This is a genomic window from Marinomonas sp. TI.3.20 (assembly GCF_038155025.1).
Taxonomy (GTDB): domain Bacteria; phylum Pseudomonadota; class Gammaproteobacteria; order Pseudomonadales; family Marinomonadaceae; genus Marinomonas; species Marinomonas flavescens.
This window is the reverse complement of sequence record NZ_JBAKAS010000010.1, coordinates 63,663-86,799: the sequence shown is the minus strand read 5'-3', so window position 1 is coordinate 86,799 and position 23,137 is coordinate 63,663. Positions and strand designations below refer to the sequence as shown.

Below are 23,137 nucleotides of genomic sequence, written 5' to 3'. Positions count from 1 at the left end.
ATATGTTAACTAGCTTTCGTTCGCGGTTAATCGTTTTATTATTAGGCTTGCTTGCGATGGTTCAACTAGGAACCGCAGTCGCGGTACTTAGTTCGCTAAAAGAAGACAATTATAAACAAGGTGTTCAAGCGATAGACGTCGCACGAAATGTATTCTATTTATCCCTTGAAAGTCGAGCAGATCGATTGACCAAAGGTGTTGGGATTCTCGTTTCTGATTTCGGTTTTAAACAAGCCGTTGCTACGCAAGAAATAGGGACAATCCGTTCTGTTTTAGTCAACCAAGGTGCTCGTATTGGTGCTGATGTTTCTTTCTTAGTTTCGCCTTCAGGGAAGATACTTACCGCTACCAAAGAATTGGATATTGATAAAACCGTTTCGAGTCTAATTCAATCTGCTCGTCGCTCAGGCGGTGCAGCCATTAACACTATGATTTCTTCTCATGGGCAAGCCTATCAGTTGGTTTTAGTGCCTGTAAAAGCTCCTAATACTATTGCTTGGGTTGGCATGGCTTTTTTATTAGATAAAAAGCTGGCACAAGAAATTAAAGCGGTAACGGGGCTGGAAATTAGCTTCGTGGGCGATACAAATAATGGGCAAGAAGTTTCTGGATATTCCACTCTCCCCGAACAAGATAAGCATGATTTATTTGCAGAAATTCAAAGTGTGGGCGCGCTTACTAAAAAACCTCAATTTACCAACTCGGATAAATACTTATCTCTTGGTATCGACTTAGATGCCAAAAATCAATGGGGTGTTTTGCACTTGCCATACAAACCTTGGTTAGAAAGTTATAACCGAGCCCGTAATCAACTGTTACTTATCTTTACCGGCGCATTAGCGTTGGCCTTATTATTTGGCATCCTGCTTGCCAGAAACTTAACAGCACCAATCGAACGTCTTGTTGAGTTCGCTAGGCAGATTGGTTTAATCGGTATTGAAGCCAAAGCGCCAGCCGTAAAAGGTGAGTTTTGTGTGTTAGCGAATACCATGATGTCGATGCAAAACTCAATTTCATTACGGGAAGAAGAGCTAACCAATCGAGCCTTTCATGATCTACATACCGGTTTGCATAATCGCAGCGCGGTGGAGCAATACCTGAATAGAGAGCTGCCTCGTGAAAAGGGGTATTTGGTATTGGTAGACATTCGCCACTTCAAAGACCTTAACAATATGTTGGGTTTTGATAATGGCGACTTGTTATTACTTAAAGTCGCAGAACGACTATTGGCCTGGGGCAGTCATGCAGTGATGCAAGCACGCATCGCTGGAGATCAATTTTTATTGGTATTTGATGAGGAAATCACATCAGACGAATGCAACTCATTGAGCGCCTTCTTTGACGAGGCTTTTATCGTTCAAGGGTCAGAAGTTCTGCTCTCCGTTGCCGTCGGTGTACTACCACTAGAAGACACGATTCTGAGTGTCAATGATGCTATGCGCCGCTTAGACATCGCAGTGGATCAAGCCAAAGAAGAGCCTGGTGGTGTTGCTTTTTACCAAGCGGGTCAAGATGAGAGCCATCAGCGTCAATTGCGTATTATTGGTGACTTGTCTGAGGCTTTGGATTCAGGGCAAATGTTTGTTGTGTATCAACCAAAAGTGGGCGTCGCATCTAAAGACTGTAACGAAGCTGAAGCCTTGATTCGTTGGCGTCATCCCGAATTAGGCTTTATTCCTCCCGACGAATTTATCATGCTACTAGAGCATGCTGGTAACATTCAATTATTGACCCATTGGGTCATTAAATCTGTTCTTGCACAGCTAAATATATGGTGGTCTGAAGGGCATAGAATTCGTGTTGCCATCAATTTATCGGCCCATGATCTAGTTAATGAACAGCTACCAGGAATGATTGAAAAGGCGCTCAAAGAGAATAATTTACCTGTTGAAGCGCTGGCTTTAGAAGTGACTGAAAGTGCTGTTATGAAAGATCGGCTTAAAGTGATCCAAGTATTAAAAGGCTTGCAGTCGTTAGGGATTCATCTTGCTATCGATGACTTTGGGACTGGCCAATCTTCATTGGCGTACTTACGTGAACTGCCTGTCAACGAGGTGAAAATAGATCGAGCATTTATTCAGTACATTGATAGTAATAAAGGCGATGAATTTATTGTCAAAGCGTCTATTGAACTATCTCATAGTTTAGGCTTCCAAGTGACTGCAGAAGGCGCGGAGAATGCCGAAGGTGTTGCTCTGCTTGGTCAGTATAAATGCGATAAAATCCAAGGTTATTATTTCTCCAAACCATTGGTTGCAGAAGAGTTTTTACGCTGGCAACAGGCATTCAAACCCGTTTAAACATTGGATAAATGATCTGTCAGTTTTAATTTGACTCAGTCAGATTCATTATTTGAGGGCAAGGTAAGTTCAAGTATGTTATTTCTAATAAGAGTGTTGTTACTATTTATTGCGATTGTTGGTATTACTTTGTGGGGCTTAGTGTTCTGCCTATTCACATTAGGGTCTAAAGACCGTGTTTACCACCTTAGTAAAGTCTTTGTCCGAGTTGCTCCTTTGTTTGGCTTGTCTGTAGAAGGGCGAGTTGCTAAAGAATCCGAATCGATTCCTCAAGCTGTTTATGTTTCTAATCACCAAAATAATTTCGATTTAGTCACTGTGCCAGTCGTGTTTCCTAGAGGTGCGGTAACGGTTGGTAAAAGCTCTTTGCGTTGGGTTCCTTTCTTTGGGGCTTTATATTGGATCAGCGGTAATATCATGATCAACCGCGATAACAAAAAGCAAGCCATCGCCACTATTGATCAAGTTGTTGCTGGAATGAAAACCACAGGCTTATCTATTTTTATGTTTCCCGAAGGGTCGCGTAGTCGAGGTCGTGGTTGGTTGCCTTTTAAACGTGGAGCATTTCATGCGGCGGTTCAAGCAGGTGTGCCCATCATCCCCGTCGTATGCAGTAACACCCACGAGCACGTAAAAGTGAACCGCTGGTGCAACGGTAAGGTGATTGTTGAAATGCTACCACCTATTGCAACCACCGGTCTGCATGAGACCGATGTGGTTAATTTGGTTAAACAATGCGAAACACTGATGCATGAAACAAAACAACGCCTAGATGCGGAATTGGCTCAACCGAACAAGTAGTTTTTTGCCGGATAAAATAGTTCTGTTACGCCAATTATTCGCAAAAAATTATATTATTTCGCCGAGCCAGGATGTGGTTTTGAATAATCGTGATTCACATCTAATGCTTTAGTGTAAGCACTGTTCCACAGTTGTTGATGAAGTTCGGTAATGCGCATGGCCATCGGCTTGTTTTGCATAACAATTTCTAAATTGCGCGAATTATCCATATAGCCACCTTCCCAATTACTGGTGCCAACCCAAGCAATTTTGTTATCTATTTCCATTGCCTTAGTGTGCATAACACGGGCATAAGGAATAAAACCTTCTTTTGCTTGTGGGATAGTGACGATCTTGACCTGAATATTAGGTAACACTTGTAAGCTTTTTAAGTAGTCGATGTCTGGTTTGCCGGTATTCCAACTAGATACCATGAGTTCAATTTTAACACCTCGCTGAGCCGCGGCACGAATCGCTGTATCAATAACTGCATAGTATGGCCATGGTTGGTGTGTGGAAAAAGATAATGGCGCGTACGTCATTACCATGATTTTAACTTCTTTTTTCGCTTTGGCTAATAAACGAGGAAGCTCACTTTGCGAATCACCTACCCCCGGAGGGTTAAAAGCGTTCGGGCTGGCAACTAGGTAATCTTCTTGAGATTCGTCAGCTAAAACCGTTTTTTGATTTAATACAACAGGGGGCTGCCCTTGCGCGATAAGGGCTTGGTTTTGCCAATCGACTTCGAAGATGGCTTGTACTTGTTGTGCAATTGTTGAATTAGTAACCAGTAAACCTGTTTCATGAATATGCTTCAAGGATCGCCAATCAAAGTTCTGACTACCTATATAGGCGCTTGTTCCACCGTCTATAACAAAGTATTTGGCATGGACAATACCGCCGCCTATTTTACTGTAATCAATTAATTTAAAAGTCAGGTTAGGAATTGCTTTTAGTGTGTCTAAGGTTTTTGTATTAGAAATTGACAAGCCATGCTCATCCATCAGAAAACGGATTTTTACGCCACGTTCTCCTGCCGCTTTTAAGTGTTCGATGACTTTATGAAGTGGTTCCCCCGTTTTTCCAGTAACATAAAATTGAGCAATATCGATTTCCTGTTTTGCATTATCAAACTCATCACACCATACGCTGACAGGGTTTCGTAAATCTGGTGTTGCTAAGTTGGTCTCGACTGGAACGGTATGAACTAACTCAAGACCTGAAACGGAAAATTTTGCCTGTGCTCCTGCACACCATAAAAACAACAAACACAGCATCCAGCGATACATCATCTTCTCCCTTATTATGAATTATTTACCTCGTATATTCTTATCACATAATGGTGCGGTTATATAAAGCCATTGAACTGAAAGTAATTGGTAAAATTCTGACACTAAAATAGTATTTTAACTTTTTTCTGCGATGGCCTTAAGGAGGTTTTACTGATTATCTTATTCAAAATTACATAGGCTTCAGTGCCTAAAAAAATATATGTTAATGACATAATAAATATGTAGATCAATGTTTTTTTTCTTTCTTCAATGTTTTTTGAATTTTTATAAATAACTTATCTTATTGTTTTTATTGGTTTAATTTCACAATGTAAGTTTATTTTAGTTTTTATTCTGTGATTCAAGAATATTTAATTTTTTTTATAACGATCATTTTTTTTCTGACTTTGAGAGTGAGAAGCCTGAATGATAGTCATAGATATGAACCGTTAAATACTACTAAAGGTCACTAAAAAATGGCCGTTTCTTAAAAAAGCGTAACATTGACAATGTCTACTTAATTTTTGTTTTATACAGCGTCATGATTAGGGAATGAGAATAATGAAAAAAATATATCAAGTCGCTTTGTGTACCGTTATTACCGTGTACTCGTGGTCGGCATTGGCGGCGACTCCAAAAGAGACGTTAAACATTGCTTTTCCGGCAGGCGCTACGGGATTTGACCCCGCTAAGGTGTCAGATAGCTATTCGCTAGATGTCGTTTCTAATATATATGACCCTCTAGTAACCTATGATTATCTTGCTAGGCCTGCCAAACTTATTCCTAACACAATAGAGTCCATGCCAGTTATAACGAATGGCGGTAAGACTTATACATTCAAGATCAAACCGGGGATTTACTTTGCTTCAGATCCCGCGTTTAAAGGAAAAAAACGCGAGTTAGTTGCAGCTGATTATGTGTATTCCTTCAAGCGTTTATTAGATAAAACGATTAACTCACCGCAAAGCTATTTGGTCGAAGGGCAGTTTGTGGGGGCTGATAAATTAGAGAAAGAAGCTGGTACTGGACCTCTGAATTATGATACTCAGATCAAAGGTGTTAAGGCATTAGATAAGTACACGTTACAAATTAATTTGACTCACGTGAACTATAATTTCTCGACTATTCTAGCAATGCCTTCTTTTGGTGCCGTAGCGCGTGAAGTAATTGAAGCTAATGCGTCTAATACCAATGCACATCCCGTAGGAACGGGGCCTTATGAGTTAAAAACATGGAAACCTGGTAGTAAAATTGTATTGGAGGCTAATCCTAGTTTTAGGAAAGAAATTTTTGATTTTAAAGGTAATCCGAAAGATCCTGTTTCTATGCAAGTCGCTAAAGAAATGAAAGGAAAAATAATTCCTCAAGTGAAGCAGGTGAACATTAATATAATCAACGAAGAGCAGCCAAACTGGTTAGCTTTTTTGAATGACCAACTTGATGTTAGTCAAATCCCTCAGCCAGCGTTGAAAGAAGCTCTGGTGATGAATCCTAAAAATCCATTAGATGTGACGTTGGCGAAAAAATATGCGGATAAAGGGATCCAGCTTCAACGCTTGAAAGCGTTAGAAATCACCTTTTATTTTTTCAACATGGAAGATCCAGAAGTCGGTGGTTATACCCCACGTAAAATCGCATTGCGTCGTGCAATTGCTATGGCATTTCCCCGTAGTGAAACCATTGCGCGTATTCGCAGAGGGCAAGCTGTGCCGGTGGAATATGCTATTCCTGAGGGCGTTGCAGGCTACAACCCCAATCTTAAAATAGGTGTCAAGTTTAACCCTGCAAAAGCCAATGCTTTGTTAGATGCTGCTGGCTATAAAATAGGTAAAAATGGATACCGTACACAACCTGACGGTTCCCCATTATCAATACAAATGGGCTCTGGATCAGCGGCTATAGATCGACAATGGAATGAATACTGGCAACAGGCTTTTGACTCTTTAAAAATAAAGCTAACATTCAAAGTAGCTCGATGGACTGAGTTATCTAAAGCAAATCGTGAGGGTAAACTGCAAATGTGGGGGTTAGCGTGGAGTGCAGATTACCCAGATGGGCAAAACTTTATGCAGATGTTCTATGGTCCAAACAAAGGGGATGCGAACTTTTCTGCCTTCAATTTACCTCAATATAATAAAGATTATGAGGAAACTTTAAAATTGCCGAATGGAGACGCTCGTCAAAAGTTATATGACAAAATGAACCGTATGTTGGCTCAATATCAACCTTATATTTTTGGTGATACTCGTGTTGGTAGTACTGTCGCGCACGCTAATGTTCATGGTTTGAAAGTGAATCCATTAATTACTTATTGGCGTTTTATTGAGATTAAAAAATAGTCAAACTTCTTGAATAGACCAAAACCAGTGACGATGTTTGGTGTGGATAATAAGTATTCACACCAAGCTTCGTAGTAGGTGCTTATTTAACTTTAGGAGTGACTATGCTGTCTTATATTTTACGCCGACTATGGCAAATGATTCCTACCTTGCTAGGAGTAATGCTTTTACTTTTTATTCTTTACACCCTTGTAGGGGGGGATCCTTCTTATATTTTAGCGGGCAAGAGCCTTAGTGCCGATACTCTGGCGAGTATTCGAACACAGTTAGGCCTAGATAAAAGCTTGCCTATGCAGTTCTGGATTTTTGTAAAGCAAGTTATCACAATGAATTTCGGAACATCTTGGTCTACCCAGCAGCCAGTATCAACGATTATTAGTACTCGTATTGGACCATCAGTCATGTTGTTATTGAGCTGGCAGATTTGTTCTTTGTTTTTCTCACTATTATTTGCCGCCTCTGTTGCTTACTACAAAGGCAGTATCTATGACCGAGCAGTCACGATTTTGTCTACCATTGCAATGTCTATCAGTATCTTGGTCTACATTATTGCAGGCCAATATTTCCTTGCTTATAAAATGCAGTGGTTTCCAGTCTATGGTTGGGGCGATAGCTTCTGGCAGAACTTTCTCATTTATATTCCTCTTCCGCTTATTATTGGCTTAACGGTAAGTATGGCCCCAGATACAAGATTTTATCGAAGTTGCTTTATTGAAGAAATGAATAGCGATTATGTTCGTACTGCTAGAGCCAAAGGCTTATCTGAGCAAAAAGTCGTATTGAAGCATGTTATGCGAAATGCCTTAATTCCTATTGTTACAGGGGTGATGTCTTCTTTGCCATATATGATTACCGGCTCTGTTCTAATGGAGCGTTTCTTTGGTATTCCCGGGTTAGGCAACGAAATTTTAAAAGCCGTGAATTCCAGTGATTTCCCCGTTATTAAAGCAATTACTATTTATCTGGTTATTGCCATTATGGTGTTTAATTTACTGGCTGATTTGCTTTACAAATGGATTGATCCACGCGTGAAACTGAATTAAGGGATGAATTATGGTGAATGATAAGAGCGTGGCACATAACTATGACACGGTTGATATTTCTAGTAAATCTACAGACATTCCTACTCAAAGCTTGTCTTCTCTTGCGTGGAAGCGCTTAAAAAGAGACAAGGTTGGCATGATCAGTTTAGCGATTGTCTGTTTCTATTTATTGCTTTGTGCTGCTGGTTGGGTAGGCCTTGTTGGTAGTAATTGGCGAGCCGACGTGGCAGTTCCTCACGCACCACCAACTTTTGCAACATGGGAGCCACGAGGTACTCAAATTAACGCTGTAACGGCGGACAATTCAAGTACCGCTAAAACGGGTGGAGTTGAAAATGATGCGGATGATGGTGCAAATGACCCATTAGCCGCTTTAATGGCCGAGGCTAATTCTAACGAGAAAAAATACACAACAGTGGCAGTGAAAAAGTCTGAAACGTTATTTTTAGGTGCAGATGGACAAGGTCGAGACGTCTTTCAAAAAGCCCTTAAAGGAACGTCGGTGTCTGTTTCAGTTGCTTTACTGGGGGCGTGTTGTTCGATTTTGATCGGGACAATTTTAGGCGCTATTGCCGGTTATTTTGGTAAGTGGGTAGATGATGTATTGATGTGGTTTTATAGCATTTTTACCTCAGTGCCTGACATGCTTTTATTACTGTCTTTCGCCGCCGTATTTTCTCGTGGTATTGGAACCTTAGTACTGATTTTTGCCGTTACATCATGGACCTATGTGTTTCGACTCATGAGAGCGGAATTCATGAAACACAAAGATCGAGATTACATCAAGGCGGCGGATGCGATCGGTGCAGGTCAAACCCGGAAAATGTTTATTCATATTTTACCTAATGTAAGCCACATTCTACTGGTTCAATTTTCTATTTTGACTGTTGGAATGATTAAGTCTGAGGTGGTGTTATCTTTCTTGGGTTTTGGCGTGGGCATTAAACAAACGAGCTGGGGAGCCATGTTAGCTGAAGTTCCTTCGGAATTGATCCAAGGTTATTGGTGGCAAATGCTGACAGTGACAGTGTTCATGTCTGTGCTGGTGACAGCATTTAGTTTATTAACCGATAGTCTACGTGATGCTTTAGACCCAAAAGTGAATTAGTAGGGAATAATATGAATACTCCATTGGTCCGCGTTAGTAATCTAAAAATTGACTTTAAATTAGAAGATGGCGGCTACTTTGAAGCCCTAAAAAGCATCAGTTTTGATATCCCGAACAATACAGTATTAGCGCTTGTTGGTGAATCTGGCTCTGGAAAGTCAGTTACATCAACAGCCTTAATGGGTTTATTACCAGAGTCTAATACTCGGATAGCTGAAGAAAGTCGTATCGAATTTAATGGTAAATCTGTCTTAGATATGTCTAGACAAGAGCTTCGCCGTTTGCGTGGAGCAGATATCGCAATGATTTTTCAAGACCCGATGAGTTCGTTGAATCCGGTGTTTACTATTGGTGACCAGATCATAGAAACGCTGCGAGAACATAAATCAATGAGCAAAAAGACGGCTAGGAAAAAGGCTATCGATTTATTAACCGAAGTCGGTTTACCGAACCCAGAGAATCGTATTTATGCCTATCCGCACGAATTGTCTGGAGGGCAGCAGCAGCGCGTAATGATCGCTATTGCGATTGCCTGTGAGCCTAAATTATTGATTGCAGATGAACCCACTACGGCATTAGATGTCACTATTCAAAAACAGATATTAGATCTGATTGCTAACATGCAGAGAAAGCGAGCAATGTCCGTATTATTTATTACTCATGATCTTGGCGTAGTCGCCGAGTTTGCGGATCAAGTAATAGTCATGCGTCATGGAGAAATCTGTGAAACCGGCCTAATTAATAACGTATTTAGCCATCCTAAACATGCTTATACAAAAGCCTTGTTGAACTGCCGCCCTAGCTTAACGCATCGCCCAGAACGCTTGGCTGTAATAGATGATTTCCTCCAAGATGAAGCTTATAAAGCGCCTCTTAATCGTCTTCGAGGTTATCAAGACGGTGGTGATGTCATCCTAGAGGCGACAAATCTTTGTAAGTATTTTCAAATCAAAACAGGATTATTTCGCCATATAGATTTAAAAGCGGTTGATGGTGTCTCGTTTCAATTACAAAAAGGAAAGACATTAGGGATTGTGGGGGAGTCGGGCTCTGGAAAATCGACGGTAGGACATATTATTATGCGCTTACTTGAATCTACCTCGGGCGAGGTGTATTTCGAAGGAAAAAATATTTTGAAAATGCCAAGCGATGTGTTTAAACCCTTGAAACGTCGTGTTCAGATTATTTTTCAAAATCCTTATGCATCACTCAATTCAAGGTTTACGGTTGGACAGATTTTGATGGAGCCCATGTTGCTTCATCATATAGGTGAAAGTAAACAAGAGCGCAAAGAACTGGCGCAGGCGTTATTAGATAAAGTGGGCCTTGAGTCTAATGCATTTAATAAATACCCCCATGAATTTTCGGGAGGGCAGCGTCAACGTATTGCTATCGCTCGCTGTTTAACATTGCAGCCTGATATTTTGATCTGTGATGAATCGGTTTCTGCTTTGGATGTTTCTGTTCAAGCGCAGGTTCTTAACCTTCTACAAGATTTACAAGACGAGTTTCAGATTTCATATTTGTTTATCTCTCATGATTTATCCGTCGTTAAGCATATATCTGATCAGATAATGGTAATGCAAGAAGGGAAAGTAGTAGAAATGGGTGATGCTGATAGGCTTTATGAGAATCCGCAACATGAATACACTAAAAAGCTTATTGCTAGCGTTCCAAAATCACCTCTTATTGATGGCTTTTTTACATTCACCTAATGAATTTATTAGTTATTGCAAGATGACCCACTTGTTTGAAGCCTCAACTTGTATTGGTCGAGATTGTGAAAACCTCAACATCAACCATGATGAGGCCATACGCTGGCAAGAAAGGCGCAAACATATTGCGGTTAAAATTCAGCAAATGAAAGAGATGGGGTTCTACAACCAAAATACATTGGCTCGCGAACTCACTGACATTCGCTCTGCTGAGAAAGTTATGAATGACCACAACATAGCATTTGAACGATTCGAGCTTGGAGGTTTGTAATGACAGATGTAAGAGCCAAACTGCTAAAGGCATTTGATAACCTTAAAAAAGAAGGTAAGAAAATCAGCCCTTTTGCAGTAGAAAAACGGGCTGGTGTTGGCAATGGCTCATGTAAAAATCACCCTGCAATCCTAGAAATGGTGATGGCAGAGAAGGGGCGATACCACCCAAACCCAGAAGTGGCTAAAAAGGCTAACATCGCAGTACGTAAAAAGCTTTCAGATAAGAAAAAGAGCGATACACTAGAAAATAGCAAAAAGCGTTTAAATGCTGAAAATGAGCAGTTAAAACAAGAAATGGCTGTGATGGCAACGTCAGTGGCTCAGTTGACATGGGAATTACATCGACACAAGACCGCAACTAGGAAGCAGCTATCTAACGTGAGACCATTCACCAAATAAGATTCTTAAATTGTGTGAACTGCTAATAATGTAGAGTTTTAATAAATCAAAACCGGTAGCCGATAAATAGAACAATCTCGGCTAATTTGCTTAAATCGAGCTTTAATAGCCCTAATAAAAGGTAGCATGGATGAAGATTAGTCCTAGTTTGGTGGAAGAAATCAAAAGGGAAAATGTTGTTCTTTTTCTAGGTGCTGGTGCATCAATGGGTGCAACAGACTGTGCTGGCAACGCTATGTATGGTGTTTCTAGTTTGATAGAAAAACTTTCTGATAGATTTTTAGGTGGAGAAGCAAAGAGTTTCTCTCTTGCTACTGTTTCAGAACTTGCAATGTCAGAACATGACCCTATAGCTGTACAAATATTTATCAAAAAGCTCTTTGAAGATTTTGAACCCGCTGACTTTCATCTAAAAATCTCTCTTTTTCGCTGGAAAAGTATCTACTCAACTAACTACGATTTGATCATAGAAAAAGCTTACTCAAAAGTAGGAGATGCACCTAAGAAATTAGTTCCTATTTATAGTTCGACAGACCGTATTGATTCACTTATAGCAACGAGCTCTGATTTACCTTATGTAAAACTCCATGGCTGTATTACTAAAATTAGCGAGACAAGATCCTCCATTAATTTTAACAACAGACCAATACGTGTCCCATAGAGAAAAAAGAGAGGTACTCTTTGAACGATTAAAGGATATGGGTACAAATTATACAATTTTATTTGTTGGACATAGCCTTGAGGATGCCGATATAAGACAAATACTTACTGAAATTAGCTCAATCACTAAAAGTCGTCCAAGATACTATGCCTTGATACTTGAATTTTCGGACATGCACTATCGACTTTGGGAGGGTCGGAAAATTAGTTTAATAAAAGGTACGTTTGAAGCTTTTCTCAATGAACTTGCTAAAGATATATCAGAAATTGAAAGGAAGTTTGAACCCCGTCAAAAAGATCATGAAATCGAACGTTTTTTTGAAAAAAATGATTACAAGATAACCAGTCAGTCTTTGGCTGTTTTAGAATCTCATTTGCAATTAGTACGTTCTGGAATGTCGTCGGAAAAAAGCAGACCTGAGCTTTTCTATCATGGGTACTCAAGGGACTGGTCTCCCATACAAGAAGACTTAGATATTTCAAGGACGATTTCCGATGAGATTATTTCGCAAGTAATACTGTGTGAAGAAGATGAGCGCAATGGGACTGTCGAAGTATATTTGATAACAGGAAGCGCTGGCTCTGGCAAATCTATAGCTATGAAACGGATCGCTTGGGACTCAACGATTGATTACGGTAAAGTCTGTTTGTTCTGGAGCAGTGAGGAAAAAATTAGTTATAACTCAATCATTGAGATAGCAGAAAAAATTAACGAGCGTATATTCTTATTCATCGATAAAGCCGTCTCACATGTCCCAGACATTCTGTTGCTGATAAATAAGTTGTCGGAATCAAAATCTAAGGTAACAATAATAATTGCCGAAAGAAATAATGAGTGGAATACAGAGTGTGCTGCCATTCATCGATTTCTGAATGATAAATTTGAAGTTAGGTATCTTGGAATACGTGAAATTAATCAACTAATTGATAAATTAAATAGGTACAATTGTCTAGGTGTTTTAAAAGATAAATCTCGTGAAGATCAGGTTAAGGCATTTAGTGAAACTGCTGGGAGACAACTTCTTGTTGCCTTACACGAGGTAACAACAGCGAAATCTTTTGCCAAGATTATTGAAGATGAATATGATAATATCGTGCCTCAAAAAGCCCAATTAATCTATCGTACAGTATGTATTATGAATCGGTTGAATGTCCCTGTACGGGCAGGAATAATTAATCGAGTTCATGGTGTTTCATTTGATCAATTTAATTCATCTTTTTTCTTGCCACTAGAGAATGTAGTACAGATAACAGACTTCCAGCCAGCCTATGATCGTGCCTATGTAGCTCGACATCAACTTATAGCAGAAATGGTCTACACTCACGCTTTAACGTCTGAAACAGATAGGTACGATAACCTAATTTCGCTTCTACACGCTTTGGACATTGGCTACAGTCCTGATAGGACAGCATTTAGAGAATTCATTAAGTATCGCTCCCTTTCAGAAATATTCTCTGATTTAGATCTCATTGAGAATATTTATAATGTTGCATACACTATCTGTGGAGATGATGACTATTATTACCAGCAAAAAGCAATTTTTTATATGCGTTCAGTGCGGAAAAAATATAGAGAAGCAGAAGAGTTGTTGTATTTAGCTCAAAAATTTGGCCCATACAATACTACCATTAAACACACACTAGCAGATCTTGAGTTAATAAGAGCATCTGTAACAACAGGCCTAGAAAGAGAAAGACATTATAATAAAGCTAACTCATTAGCTTCAACATACACTGGAAGTAATTCAACCAGTTCTCATGGATATGATACATTAGTAAAAGTTTCTTTAGCTAAACTTGAAAATGCTATTGAAAGCGAAGATGAAGAGCTAATTACCGAAGCTGTAAAAAAAGCTGAAAAATCTCTAAGTGACTCCCTTCAGAAGTATCCAGATGACGAAATTCTACTCAACGATGAAGTCAAGCTAGCGCGTTTATTGAGCGATAATGTAAGGGCATTTGAAACCCTAAAAAAAGCTTTTTCGAAGAATAATTCAAATAGCTACATAGCAACTAGCCTAAGTAATATTTATATCGAAAAAGGGCTCTTTGAGGAAGCTAAAAAAGTTTTAGAGCAGGTAATCGAATGCCGACCCTCTGATAAATTGGCTCATGCTAAAATAGGGATGCTTCTAGTTCGTTATTTTCCTGAAGATCTAATAGGAGCTGAGTATCATCTAAAACGGTCTTTTACAGATGGAGATACAAACCATTTCAATCAGCTTTGGTACGCACGCCAACTTTACCTCAATAATTCCTATGGAGAGTATATTGAGCTGATTGGAAAACTAAAGTCAGTTCGAATGAAACCCGAAAGCAAACATCAAGTTAGGGGAATAGTACAAGACAGCCAAGGGGATCTAAAACTGATTGGAAAAATTGTAAAAAAAGAACATACCTATGCTCTTATAGAGAGTACCGGATATAAAGGTAGCCATTTTCTTCATGAGTCAAACTGTGACTCAGACAAGTTTAGCTCATTGAAAGAAGGGAGTGACATTTGCTATAAACTTGGTTTTACTTTTGCGGGTGCCGCCGCATTATATTTGTAGAAATGTAGAAAGGCCACAGGGAAGAATTTCACGGGCCAGAAAAAGATGAAGGAGCATGGTTACTATGTGAAATCAAATTCTTTAGTGATTTTGATTTCACAGTGTAACTGTAGATAGGTATACATTTGGTGTGCGGAATGACATTTTATTGGATTGCAGAGCATCTCAATAAAATTAAATATCTCACCTTTCGTTTCTTCTCGTGTTATATAGATCTTTCGTTTTGTTACTCGCTTCTTGCAAGTGGCAAAAAAGCTTTCTGCAACCGCGTTATCATGGCAATTTTATTGACGACACATTGAAGGAATCAAGTTATGAGCCTTACCAGAACGACTAAAAGTTAGATAAATCAACCGTGGTCGCATCTAACTTTTAATCGTACTTGCATTGCAATCTAATGATCAAAATTAGTGAAAAATTTAGATATTTAGAAAAAAGTTAGAAATCGCTCTGTAACCCTCGTTATCTATGTATTCTCTAACTTTTCAATCTAACATTTAGTTAGATGTACTTTTTTTAGTAATGAAAATAATATCAATTAGACTGTGACTGAAGTATGCGTAATGCAATATTTTTTGGAACAATTTGTCTCTGATGCTGTTCAATAGCATACAGAGACAACTTTCTGTTATTTCTGTTTGTTTAGGTCATGACCGTGAGCTTTCAATACGGTTATGATTTGTTGTTTAACAGGTTGTGAAGGGGCTAATGTTTGATCACTCCACTCAGGGTGCTGTTGTGCGCTTTTCCATAAAGGTTTCAAATCATGAATGAGTGTTTTGATGCTCTCTTCAGATTTTTTATTCTCATTAGATTGGTCGTCTTTACTGTGTTTTCCAAGAGTATAGGCTTGTTGAGAGGCATGGCCGCGTTGGTTAAGGTGAGTAATGAGCGCCAACCCTCGCAAACACAAGACACCTAATGTCGCAGGGTCGACACAGAGGTAATGACGCCTAGTCAGTTTGCTTTTTAATGTGTCTTTGTAGTGTCGGCCGGTTTGCCAGGAAGCGCCTAAAATTGCGCCCATTGCGGTAGCCGCTCCAAGGGATAAACCGCCAGTCATCACATCGACGCCAGCCCCAATTGCTGCGCCTGTCATGGCACTGGCGCCAGTGTTTAGTCCCCATTCTTTGAGTGTATCAAAGGCGAAAATATCCTGTTGCCATTCACCACTTTGAATAGAAAAACTATCTGGTAATACATCTTCTTTTCGAAACTCGTAGAGCTGCAGTAACGATCGAATGAATTGACTTTCTAGTGTACGAATATGCGCTTCGAATGCGCTTACTTCAACGTGCTCTGGCGGGTGTTTTTTACATATTTTTCGGCTGCTGGCCGCGTTGATTTGTAAGTCTGCGAGCGCTTCAATGGCCGCTTTTTGTCGTGATTGAGCGGCGGCTTCACGTGTTGTTAATAAGGCTTCGATGTCGTCGTAGTGATCTGGCATCAAGCTCTGCAAACTTTGATAAAGACGTTTTTCATCTTCAAAATAAAACGCGACAGAGTCGTAGCGCACCACCGCATGAAGGTGACGCTCTGCTAATATTTTTCGCCATGCTTCTAAGTGTGAACTAGGAGCGGCGCTAAAATTTAGAATCGGTACGATAGGTTTACTGGCGCTGGCAAGCAACGTGAGCTCGTCGAGATACTTGCCCAAAGGCGCTTGGCGAATATCAATCACGTACAAAATAATATCGCAGCGATCCAATTGCTTCAGGATCTTCGCTTCTTGCTCAAATACATCTTGTGCTAAATGGCTTTGGCAAAAAGGGGCGATCCAATCAGAGCCTTGGTATTGATTAAAAGGAGTTTGTTGGCGTGTTTCCCAAAGACCAATGGAATCTTCAAAACCAGGCGTATCGGTCAGAGTAAGTAGCGTTTTGCCGTGTAACTTGATGGCTGCGCTTTCCACATGGCGTGTGGTACCCGCTTGATTGCTGATTTCACCGAATGTTTGCTGGCGGAGCAGAGTACGAACCAGTGATGTTTTGCCTGTATTGGCATGACCAACGACTAAAAGAGAAATTGTCACAGTATGTCCTTATCATCCAACAAGGCGAAAAAATGGTCTGGATTAATGCCGGACTCCAGCCCTGTGCGCTGCCAGTCATTAGCAAACGGTGCCTTTTGTCCATTGGCGATCACTAAAGACAGGTCAGGGTATGATATTACCGCGTTTAATAAGAATCGTCGTGAGCCACGGTCTGGACTGTGTTCGCCATCCACCAAAATATAAACAGGCTGCGAGTACTGGGCGATTAAAAAGGTCTGTTGTTGTGCCGCGTCGTTGAGCGTGGTCAACGTCGTCGTTCCAGCGAGACATTGCGGTACCGCTTGGCTCCATTCAAACAACCCCCAAACTTGGCTGAGAGCATTATTACTTATTGGCGTTAAGTCGCTTTGGTTATTTGGGCCTTGTGTCTGATGAGCTCGCTGTTCTTTATTGAACTTCTCTTTATCAAGTATCTGGCTGCTAGATTGCTCTTGGTAACGTCGCTCGATAGCGTGTTCTTGCGTTGTTTTTGGCAAGGTCAGGCGTTTAAGGCGATACATAGCAACACTGAACAGACTCAATAGCAGACGAGGCGCTACGCCATATAGCATTAAACTGGCGAGTAGTAAGCTCGCCCAATGTTGTCTGGTGCTGGCGGTTTGCGAAATGATATCTACACGGCTGGCGAGAATGTCCACTTGGTTCGGCACAGTAATGCCAAGTAGACTAGGTAAAACGCTTAATTGCTGGGTTAGCCAAAGAAATTGCTGATCGTTTAATAAGGTGGTTTCCCAGACAAAATTCACTTGGTTTGTGAGTAGTAATAATAGGGTCATTAAAAAGCCAGCGAATAAATAACTGAGCCAAGCGGTGTGTGAAATAGCACTCAATAACCAGCGATTTGAATGAGCAGGGCATTGCCAGTGCCAAAATGCCGAGCTGGCATCCGTGTTGATATGTGAATGCTTACTAATCTTATGATTTACGAATATCAGCGTATTAAGAAGAAAGCCTTTAGAGTGACTAGTGTTACGCCCCAGCGCTAACATGCCAATGAACCAGATGACGAGATTGAGCCCATGAAAGCCCAACATAACAATTAAGAGCCAGAAAATATTCACTTTACCGGATGCCGAGACCGCAAAAGCAGGAGGAACCGCTAATAATCCAAGCACAAACGTTAGCGCAAAAATAACGCATAGACCACGGACAAAGTAGCGTTTTAATTGTGCGGCTTGGGCAAGGTAGCTTTTGCTCGGCGGTACGGTATTTAAGGATTGCAGCGCACTCTTGAGATTCGCCGCTCGGTTAGGCAGTCGAAACTCAGTATTGGATTCTAGCCAAGCGGCAATGGATAACTGTGCGCGCTGTGAAATGCCTACTTTTGATGCATCAAGCGGATCTTGTTTTTGTTTAGACGATAAAGACATTTACAAACTGACTCGTTGAGTAACGGTGGAAGGCTGACGTTGCATCAGAATTTTACCATGACGCATATTTAATAATACCTCACCTTGATTGCGCAGTACGCTGTAATCGTCTTCACCGCTTAACAAAATGGCATTGGCTGGATGGCCTTTGACAATTCCGTACTCTTTAAGCTGCATCAACTTGGCGCTGTTGTCGGTAATAAAATCCAACGCATGAACAAAATCGTCGTGGCCCATCATTTGGCAGATGTGCAAACCAAAATCTAATGAGCGCAGTAGTTTGCCGTTACCGAGTGAGTACCATGGGTCGAAAATAGAATCCTGCGCGAAACCAACGTTCATACCCGCCTCACTGAGCTCCTTAACACGAGTTAAGCCGCGACGTTTTGGGTAAGCGTCAAAGCGACCTTGTAGATGAATACTTTCGGTGGGACAAGACACAAAATGAATGCCAGAATGTTTCAGCAAACGAAATAATTTCGAACAGTAGGCGTTATCGTAAGAATGCATCGCCGTTGTATGACTGGCTGTGACCCTGTCTCCAATACCAGCTTGCATGGCTTCGTGCGCGAGAAATTCTAAAAATCGTGAGTTAGGATCGTCGATTTCATCACAATGCACATCGACTAAACGATCGTACTTTAGCGCCAGTTGAATCAAGGTTTTTACCGATTTTTCACCCAGTTCACGAGTGTATTCGAAGTGTGGAATCCCGCCGACCACGTCTGCGCCTATCTGCATGGCTTCTTCCATCAAGGCTTCGCCATTCGGGTAAGAATGAATGCCTTCTTGTGGAAAGGCGACCACTTGAATATCCAGTGTCTCTTTTAGCTCATCGCGTAATTCACAGAGGGTGCGCATGGCAATAAGAGAAGGGTCAGTAGTGTCGATATGGGTACGAATGTGCTGTACGCCATTGTCTATCAGCATCGACAAAGTTTGTTTTACGCGCTGGCGAATGTCGTCGCGGCTAAGCATGGGCTTGCGCTGTGACCAACGCTCAATACCTTCGAACAAGGTGCCGCTACGATTCCATTCCGGCTCGCCTGCGGTGAGAGCGGCATCCAAATGAATATGAGGTTCAACAAACGGCGCACAGAGTAACTGACCATGGGCATCAATATCGTCAGCACTCTTGATGACCGTCGTATCCTGCTTAGTTATCGCAGCAAACACACCGTTTTCGATCTCAACGGTGTACCACTCGGTTTTGTGCCTTAATCGCGCGTTGATTATTCTCATATCCAGACTCCTATACGACAGCGTTTTCTTCAGACTATGCCTTTGTTTTACCTGATGCTTTTGTTAAAGGCAAAGGCGCAGCGGTCTTAATCGCGCGAATGGCAAAGTTACTGTGAATGTCTTTGACGTGAGGGAGTGTTTGAACTTCTTTCAGGATTCGCTCGTAATCCGGTAGGTCCTCAGCAACCACTTCTAAGCGGTAATCTGCGGCTCCAGAGGTTAAATAGGCGCTGATTACATTTTGCATCGCCAGTACGCTGGCTTCGAAGGCACTGCTGGCGCTTCCCGAATGATTGTTCAGGCTGACCTCAATAAAGACAGTCATCGAAAAGCCAATTTTTACGCGATCTAAGGTGGCTCTATAACCTTGTATCAATCCTTTACTTTCCATTTGCTTAACACGACGAAGGCAAGGCGAGGGAGATAGATTAATCTGTTCTGCTAGCTCGACATTGCTGAGCCGACCATCGTACTGAAGAAGGGTGAGTATTTGAGAGTCTGTCTTGTTAATATCCAAATTGGCATACCTTTATGATTATCGTTATTTAATTAATATATTGTGCTAATAAAAGCATTATTTAGGGAGATAATAGCAAGGACATGTCCTCGCGTCTTTGTTCATAATACTGTTCATGAACTCTCATTAATGAAACACGTATTTTGTTGGAATAGACCATGTCAGAGTTAACACATCCTCAGCCATCTACAGAATCAAGTTATCGTCACATTGCAACGGGAACGGCTTTTAAAGTTGGTTTATTGGCGGCGTTTATTACCGCGTGTATTTGGGCGAGCTGGCTTGTCAGTGTAAAAATGGGGTCACAGTCCGCACTGACAACATTTGATTTAGCGCTGATGCGCTATGGTATTCCTGCTTTAGTGTTATTTCCGTTTTTATTTCGCTCTCGCCGCTTGCTAGTAAAGGTGCCTAAGTGGACGTTATTAGGCATTACGCTTGGTGCGGGTGTGCCTTTCTTTTTTCTTAGTTCGGCGGGGATGCACTTTGCCCCTGTTTCTCATGCCGGATTATTAATCCCTGGTATGTTTCCTTTATTCGTTTCTGCTATTGCCGTACTGGTGTTTAAAGAGTGCCTTAGTCGGCCTCGTTTTGTAGGGCTGATGCTGATTCTAATTGGCGTGGTGGCATTGGTTGTGCTGTCTATGTTGTCGTTAAGTGGGGATGTATGGAAAGGGGATTTGTTGTTCATTGGCGCCAGTTTCTTTTGGGCTGTTTATACCATCAGTTTACGTGTTGCTGGTTTGCCTCCGTTAGCGGCAACGGGTCTGCTTGGGTTAGTGTCGACTGTTATTTTATTTATGCTGCTGGTAACGGGTGTTGTCTCGTCAGGGATGAATCAGGTCAGTTTTAGTGAATTAGCGGGGCAGTTTTTTGTACAGTCTCTCTTAGTTGGTTTATTAACTGGGTTTAGCTACGGCTACGCTATTAACTTACTGGGAGCTGAAAGAACGGCGGCAATGGGAGCATTAACGCCCGTATTAGCGTCTTTGTTGGCCATTCCTTTGCTCCACGAAGCCATTGGCTTTGCTGCGATACTCGGCCTGTGTTTTGTCAGTGTCGGGGTGGTGTTGGCAAGCGGTATTGTGAAAATCTCGCGCTAGCTCATTGGCATTAACTGTCATTTTTTGTGCTGTCTCGTCTCTAAAATCTAAGGATATATACGTTATGTTTGCAGATCTTCTTCCTGCCGCGAAAGACCCTATTTTATCTCAGTCATTCATTTGTCAGCAGGACCCACGAGCTAAGAAATTGGATTTAGGTATTGGCGTCTATCGAAATGAACAGGGAGTCACACCGGTATTAAGTTCCGTTAAAAAGGCCGAAACGCAGTTGTTGGCGACTCAAGGCAGCAAAGCTTATGTCGGTCTAGCAGGCTGCGAGCGCTTTAATAATGCCATGATAACTTTGTTATTAGGTCGTGACTCAACACGCACAGAAGTCGTGGGTGTGCAAACACCTGGAGGAAGTGGGGCTCTGCGATTATTGGCCGATGTTATTGCGCTTACGAACCCTAATGCCACTGTTTGGTTGAGTGATTTAAGTTACGCTAATCATGCGCCTATAATGAAATCGGCGGGCCTTAACGTCGCCTATTATCCGTATTTTGATACCATATCCAAAACAGTCAATGAACCTGCTATGTTGGATACCATCGCTAAATTAGGCAAAAATGATGTCGTGCTACTGCATGGCTGTTGTCACAACCCAACTGGCGCGGATTTAAGCTATGCCGCTTGGCAAACGATAACAGATATGACAAATGCCCAAGGCTTTCTGCCTTTTATTGACATCGCTTATCAAGGTTTTGGGCGTGGCATGGAAGAAGATGTGGCTGGTTTTCGTTATTTAGCAGAGAGAGTGCCTACGTACTTAGTCGCCAGTTCGTGCTCTAAAAACGTTGGCTTGTATCGTGAACGTACTGGTATCGCCGTGATTGCATCCAGCTCGCTGGCCCAGAGTGAATGCATCAAAAGTCGAATTATGGAATGCGCTCGAAGTACTTACACTATGCCACCAGATCATGGTGCCGCTATTGTTCGCACCATCTTAGAAGACGCCTCATTAACAGCGGAGTGGTTAACAGAAGTGACTCAGATGAGGGAGCGTGTTCAGAGCGTACGAACCTCTCTAGCAAGCGCGCTAAGAAGCCAGACCGGCACCCACCAATTTGACTTCATTGAGCAGCATCAAGGCATGTTCTCCGTCATTGGTACCAATGACGACCAGCTAAAGCGTTTGCGAGAAGATCATGCCGTCTACCTTGTCGGAGGAGGGCGAATGAACTTAGCCGGACTGCAAGAGCGTGATGTCGAGTACCTAGCAGAATGTTTAACAAGCGTCATGGCTCGATAGGTTTGCGATAAGACTGCTTTGGTTACATTGACCAGTGAGCATAACTGCAGATGTTTCCTGACAACCGTTTACCTAAAAGTAAGCGGTTTTTTTGTTTCCACTAGGAAATTGCGTTACCGTGAAACTGTTGGAAGAAGAGTGCAGGATGTTCTGAGTGTTGTTTGAATACTACCCAAAGAGCTAAACAAAGCAGACGAGGTAGACAAGACCACCATGCGTAAGTTTGATGTCCATGTCTAAGCGTCAACGACAAGCTTGTTAAAAATGGGAGCAAGGCGAACGCTGCCCCAAAGAGGCTGTGCTGAAAATACTGTCATTGGCTGAAAAAGGAATCGATGTGATTGCCTAGTATGCCAAACGTTATCGATGGAGTATTTGATGAATCTATATAAGTTTCAAACGATCAATAACCTCTCGTTAGAAGGGTTAATCAAACATAGCCTGTATTTTGCCAGAACTGATCAGTTAAATGACCCAACAGAAGGTATGTTCGCTTTAGAAGGGCACAGTAAAGATTTAAAAAAATTTGGCATTCTTAGCATGACGAAAGGAGAACCTTCTCAAATAGAAAACTCCCCTTTTATGTGGGCGCATTACGGCAATGAATTGAAAGGTTTCTGTTTGGTTTTTAGTTTTGATAGTTTTGTTTCAAGCATAGAAAATGCCGTATTATTCAATGATGATGTGCATTATCAATCTGGTAGAACCTTGTTAGATCCATTGTCTGGCGACCATGGGTTGGCGTCGCCACCAGGTGCTGATCATGACGTGTTACGCGATAAAAACATGTATCGAAACCTCTTTTTTCAAAAGCCGAAAGAATTTGAAAATGAGCGGGAATATCGCTTTATAACGGAAACATCCGACTCTCTACAATATGATAAAAAGTCCTTATCTAAAATCATCATCGGCGAGCGGATGGAGAGCTGTGATGAAACCGTCTTACTGAGTGTTCTCGGAAATTTAGGACTGTTAAACAAAGTGGAATACGCGTACGTACAAAAAGACAGTTTTAAGATCCAAATCGGAAAATTCTTCCTCTAACCCCATCAAAAATTGATAAAACCATCATGCGGAAGTTTGAGGTTTTGTGCTCCCCAAACTATATTTGTCTCAAAAATCTATGTTTTTGAGACAGCGATATATTTCTTTGTTATCT

Annotated in this window: 18 protein-coding genes; 13 read left to right on the top strand and 5 right to left on the bottom strand. The window is 41.3% G+C overall.

The features are described from left to right. The first annotated feature begins 2 nt into the window (after positions 1-2). A complete protein-coding gene (locus V6259_RS11565; RefSeq protein ID WP_341584632.1) occupies positions 3-2,300 on the top strand; it encodes a putative bifunctional diguanylate cyclase/phosphodiesterase in 2,298 nt (765 codons plus the stop codon). A gap of 75 nt (positions 2,301-2,375) precedes the next feature. Then, complete coding sequence (locus tag V6259_RS11560) at positions 2,376-3,101, top strand: 1-acylglycerol-3-phosphate O-acyltransferase (protein WP_341584631.1); 726 nt, start codon at positions 2,376-2,378, stop codon at positions 3,099-3,101. Between the two features lie 53 nt (positions 3,102-3,154). Here V6259_RS11560 and V6259_RS11555 read toward each other — a convergent pair whose 3' ends face one another. Then, a complete protein-coding gene (locus V6259_RS11555; RefSeq protein ID WP_341584630.1) occupies positions 3,155-4,372 on the bottom strand; it encodes a phospholipase D-like domain-containing protein in 1,218 nt (405 codons plus the stop codon). A 540-nt stretch (positions 4,373-4,912) separates the two neighbouring features. Between V6259_RS11555 and V6259_RS11550 the strand changes: the two genes are divergently transcribed. The 8 genes from V6259_RS11550 (at position 4,913) to V6259_RS11515 (ending at position 14,441) form a co-directional block, all read left to right on the top strand. Then, positions 4,913-6,691, top strand: coding sequence for an ABC transporter substrate-binding protein (locus tag V6259_RS11550; RefSeq protein ID WP_341584629.1), 1,779 nt, complete (start codon positions 4,913-4,915; stop codon positions 6,689-6,691). Positions 6,692-6,795: 104 nt separating this feature from the next. Continuing rightward, the gene (locus tag V6259_RS11545) at positions 6,796-7,734 is read left to right on the top strand and encodes an ABC transporter permease (RefSeq protein WP_341584628.1); all 939 of its coding nucleotides are present in this window, start codon (positions 6,796-6,798) and stop codon (positions 7,732-7,734) included. A gap of 10 nt (positions 7,735-7,744) precedes the next feature. Beyond that, complete coding sequence (locus V6259_RS11540) at positions 7,745-8,842, top strand: ABC transporter permease (RefSeq protein WP_341584627.1); 1,098 nt, start codon at positions 7,745-7,747, stop codon at positions 8,840-8,842. Between the two features lie 11 nt (positions 8,843-8,853). Further along, positions 8,854-10,557 carry an ABC transporter ATP-binding protein gene (locus tag V6259_RS11535; RefSeq protein WP_341584626.1) on the top strand — a complete coding sequence of 568 codons (1,704 nt, stop codon included), beginning with the start codon at positions 8,854-8,856 and terminating at the stop codon, positions 10,555-10,557. A 22-nt stretch (positions 10,558-10,579) separates the two neighbouring features. Continuing rightward, positions 10,580-10,828, top strand: coding sequence for a hypothetical protein (locus V6259_RS11530; RefSeq protein ID WP_341584625.1), 249 nt, complete (start codon positions 10,580-10,582; stop codon positions 10,826-10,828). Continuing rightward, positions 10,828-11,229, top strand: coding sequence for a hypothetical protein (locus V6259_RS11525; RefSeq protein ID WP_341584624.1), 402 nt, complete (start codon positions 10,828-10,830; stop codon positions 11,227-11,229). The genes V6259_RS11530 and V6259_RS11525 overlap by 1 nt, the downstream gene beginning before the upstream one ends. A gap of 130 nt (positions 11,230-11,359) precedes the next feature. Further along, positions 11,360-11,890 (top strand): SIR2 family protein, encoded by a 531-nt coding sequence (locus V6259_RS11520; protein ID WP_341584623.1) that lies wholly within the window; start codon positions 11,360-11,362, stop codon positions 11,888-11,890. Next, positions 11,817-14,441: a P-loop NTPase gene (locus V6259_RS11515; RefSeq protein ID WP_341584622.1), complete on the top strand. Its 2,625-nt coding sequence runs from the start codon at positions 11,817-11,819 to the stop codon at positions 14,439-14,441. Before V6259_RS11520 ends, V6259_RS11515 begins: the two co-directional genes overlap by 74 nt. Before the next feature lie 628 nt (positions 14,442-15,069). Here V6259_RS11515 and V6259_RS11510 read toward each other — a convergent pair. From V6259_RS11510 to V6259_RS11495, 4 genes are read right to left on the bottom strand one after another with little or no spacing between them, the layout of a single operon-like run. Beyond that, positions 15,070-16,473: a DUF3482 domain-containing protein gene (locus V6259_RS11510; RefSeq protein WP_341584621.1), complete on the bottom strand. Its 1,404-nt coding sequence runs from the start codon at positions 16,471-16,473 to the stop codon at positions 15,070-15,072. Further along, positions 16,470-17,864 carry a DUF2868 domain-containing protein gene (locus V6259_RS11505; protein ID WP_341584620.1) on the bottom strand — a complete coding sequence of 465 codons (1,395 nt, stop codon included), beginning with the start codon at positions 17,862-17,864 and terminating at the stop codon, positions 16,470-16,472. The genes V6259_RS11510 and V6259_RS11505 overlap by 4 nt, the downstream gene beginning before the upstream one ends. Beyond that, a complete protein-coding gene (codA, locus tag V6259_RS11500; protein WP_341584619.1) occupies positions 17,865-19,106 on the bottom strand; it encodes a cytosine deaminase in 1,242 nt (413 codons plus the stop codon). 34 nt (positions 19,107-19,140) lie between these two features. Beyond that, a complete protein-coding gene (locus V6259_RS11495; RefSeq protein WP_338068573.1) occupies positions 19,141-19,623 on the bottom strand; it encodes an Lrp/AsnC family transcriptional regulator in 483 nt (160 codons plus the stop codon). Between the two features lie 158 nt (positions 19,624-19,781). Here V6259_RS11495 and V6259_RS11490 point away from each other — a divergent pair, with 158 nt between their 5' ends. The 3 genes from V6259_RS11490 (at position 19,782) to V6259_RS11480 (ending at position 23,022) form a co-directional block, all read left to right on the top strand. Further along, a complete protein-coding gene (locus V6259_RS11490) occupies positions 19,782-20,726 on the top strand; it encodes a DMT family transporter (protein ID WP_341584618.1) in 945 nt (314 codons plus the stop codon). 64 nt (positions 20,727-20,790) lie between these two features. Then, entirely contained in the window at positions 20,791-21,978 is a 1,188-nt protein-coding gene (locus tag V6259_RS11485; protein ID WP_341584617.1) for an amino acid aminotransferase, read from the top strand. Positions 21,979-22,356: 378 nt separating this feature from the next. After that, positions 22,357-23,022 carry a DUF2971 domain-containing protein gene (locus V6259_RS11480; RefSeq protein ID WP_341584616.1) on the top strand — a complete coding sequence of 222 codons (666 nt, stop codon included), beginning with the start codon at positions 22,357-22,359 and terminating at the stop codon, positions 23,020-23,022. Positions 23,023-23,137: the final 115 nt, after the last annotated feature.

Excerpts from the sequence above, each read along its gene's own strand:
- V6259_RS11565 (WP_341584632.1), top strand. The coding sequence starts at position 3 with ATGTTAACTAGCTTTCGTTCGCGGTTAATCGTTTTATTATTAGGCTTG.
- V6259_RS11560 (WP_341584631.1), top strand. The coding sequence starts at position 2,376 with ATGTTATTTCTAATAAGAGTGTTGTTACTATTTATTGCGATTGTTGGT.
- V6259_RS11555 (WP_341584630.1), bottom strand. The coding sequence starts at position 4,372 with ATGATGTATCGCTGGATGCTGTGTTTGTTGTTTTTATGGTGTGCAGGA.
- V6259_RS11550 (WP_341584629.1), top strand. The coding sequence starts at position 4,913 with ATGAAAAAAATATATCAAGTCGCTTTGTGTACCGTTATTACCGTGTAC.
- V6259_RS11545 (WP_341584628.1), top strand. The coding sequence starts at position 6,796 with ATGCTGTCTTATATTTTACGCCGACTATGGCAAATGATTCCTACCTTG.
- V6259_RS11540 (WP_341584627.1), top strand. The coding sequence starts at position 7,745 with ATGGTGAATGATAAGAGCGTGGCACATAACTATGACACGGTTGATATT.
- V6259_RS11535 (WP_341584626.1), top strand. The coding sequence starts at position 8,854 with ATGAATACTCCATTGGTCCGCGTTAGTAATCTAAAAATTGACTTTAAA.
- V6259_RS11530 (WP_341584625.1), top strand. The coding sequence starts at position 10,580 with ATGACCCACTTGTTTGAAGCCTCAACTTGTATTGGTCGAGATTGTGAA.
- V6259_RS11525 (WP_341584624.1), top strand. The coding sequence starts at position 10,828 with ATGACAGATGTAAGAGCCAAACTGCTAAAGGCATTTGATAACCTTAAA.
- V6259_RS11520 (WP_341584623.1), top strand. The coding sequence starts at position 11,360 with ATGAAGATTAGTCCTAGTTTGGTGGAAGAAATCAAAAGGGAAAATGTT.
- V6259_RS11515 (WP_341584622.1), top strand. The coding sequence starts at position 11,817 with ATGGCTGTATTACTAAAATTAGCGAGACAAGATCCTCCATTAATTTTA.
- V6259_RS11505 (WP_341584620.1), bottom strand. The coding sequence starts at position 17,864 with ATGTCTTTATCGTCTAAACAAAAACAAGATCCGCTTGATGCATCAAAA.
- codA (WP_341584619.1), bottom strand. The coding sequence starts at position 19,106 with ATGAGAATAATCAACGCGCGATTAAGGCACAAAACCGAGTGGTACACC.
- V6259_RS11490 (WP_341584618.1), top strand. The coding sequence starts at position 19,782 with ATGTCAGAGTTAACACATCCTCAGCCATCTACAGAATCAAGTTATCGT.
- V6259_RS11485 (WP_341584617.1), top strand. The coding sequence starts at position 20,791 with ATGTTTGCAGATCTTCTTCCTGCCGCGAAAGACCCTATTTTATCTCAG.
- V6259_RS11480 (WP_341584616.1), top strand. The coding sequence starts at position 22,357 with ATGAATCTATATAAGTTTCAAACGATCAATAACCTCTCGTTAGAAGGG.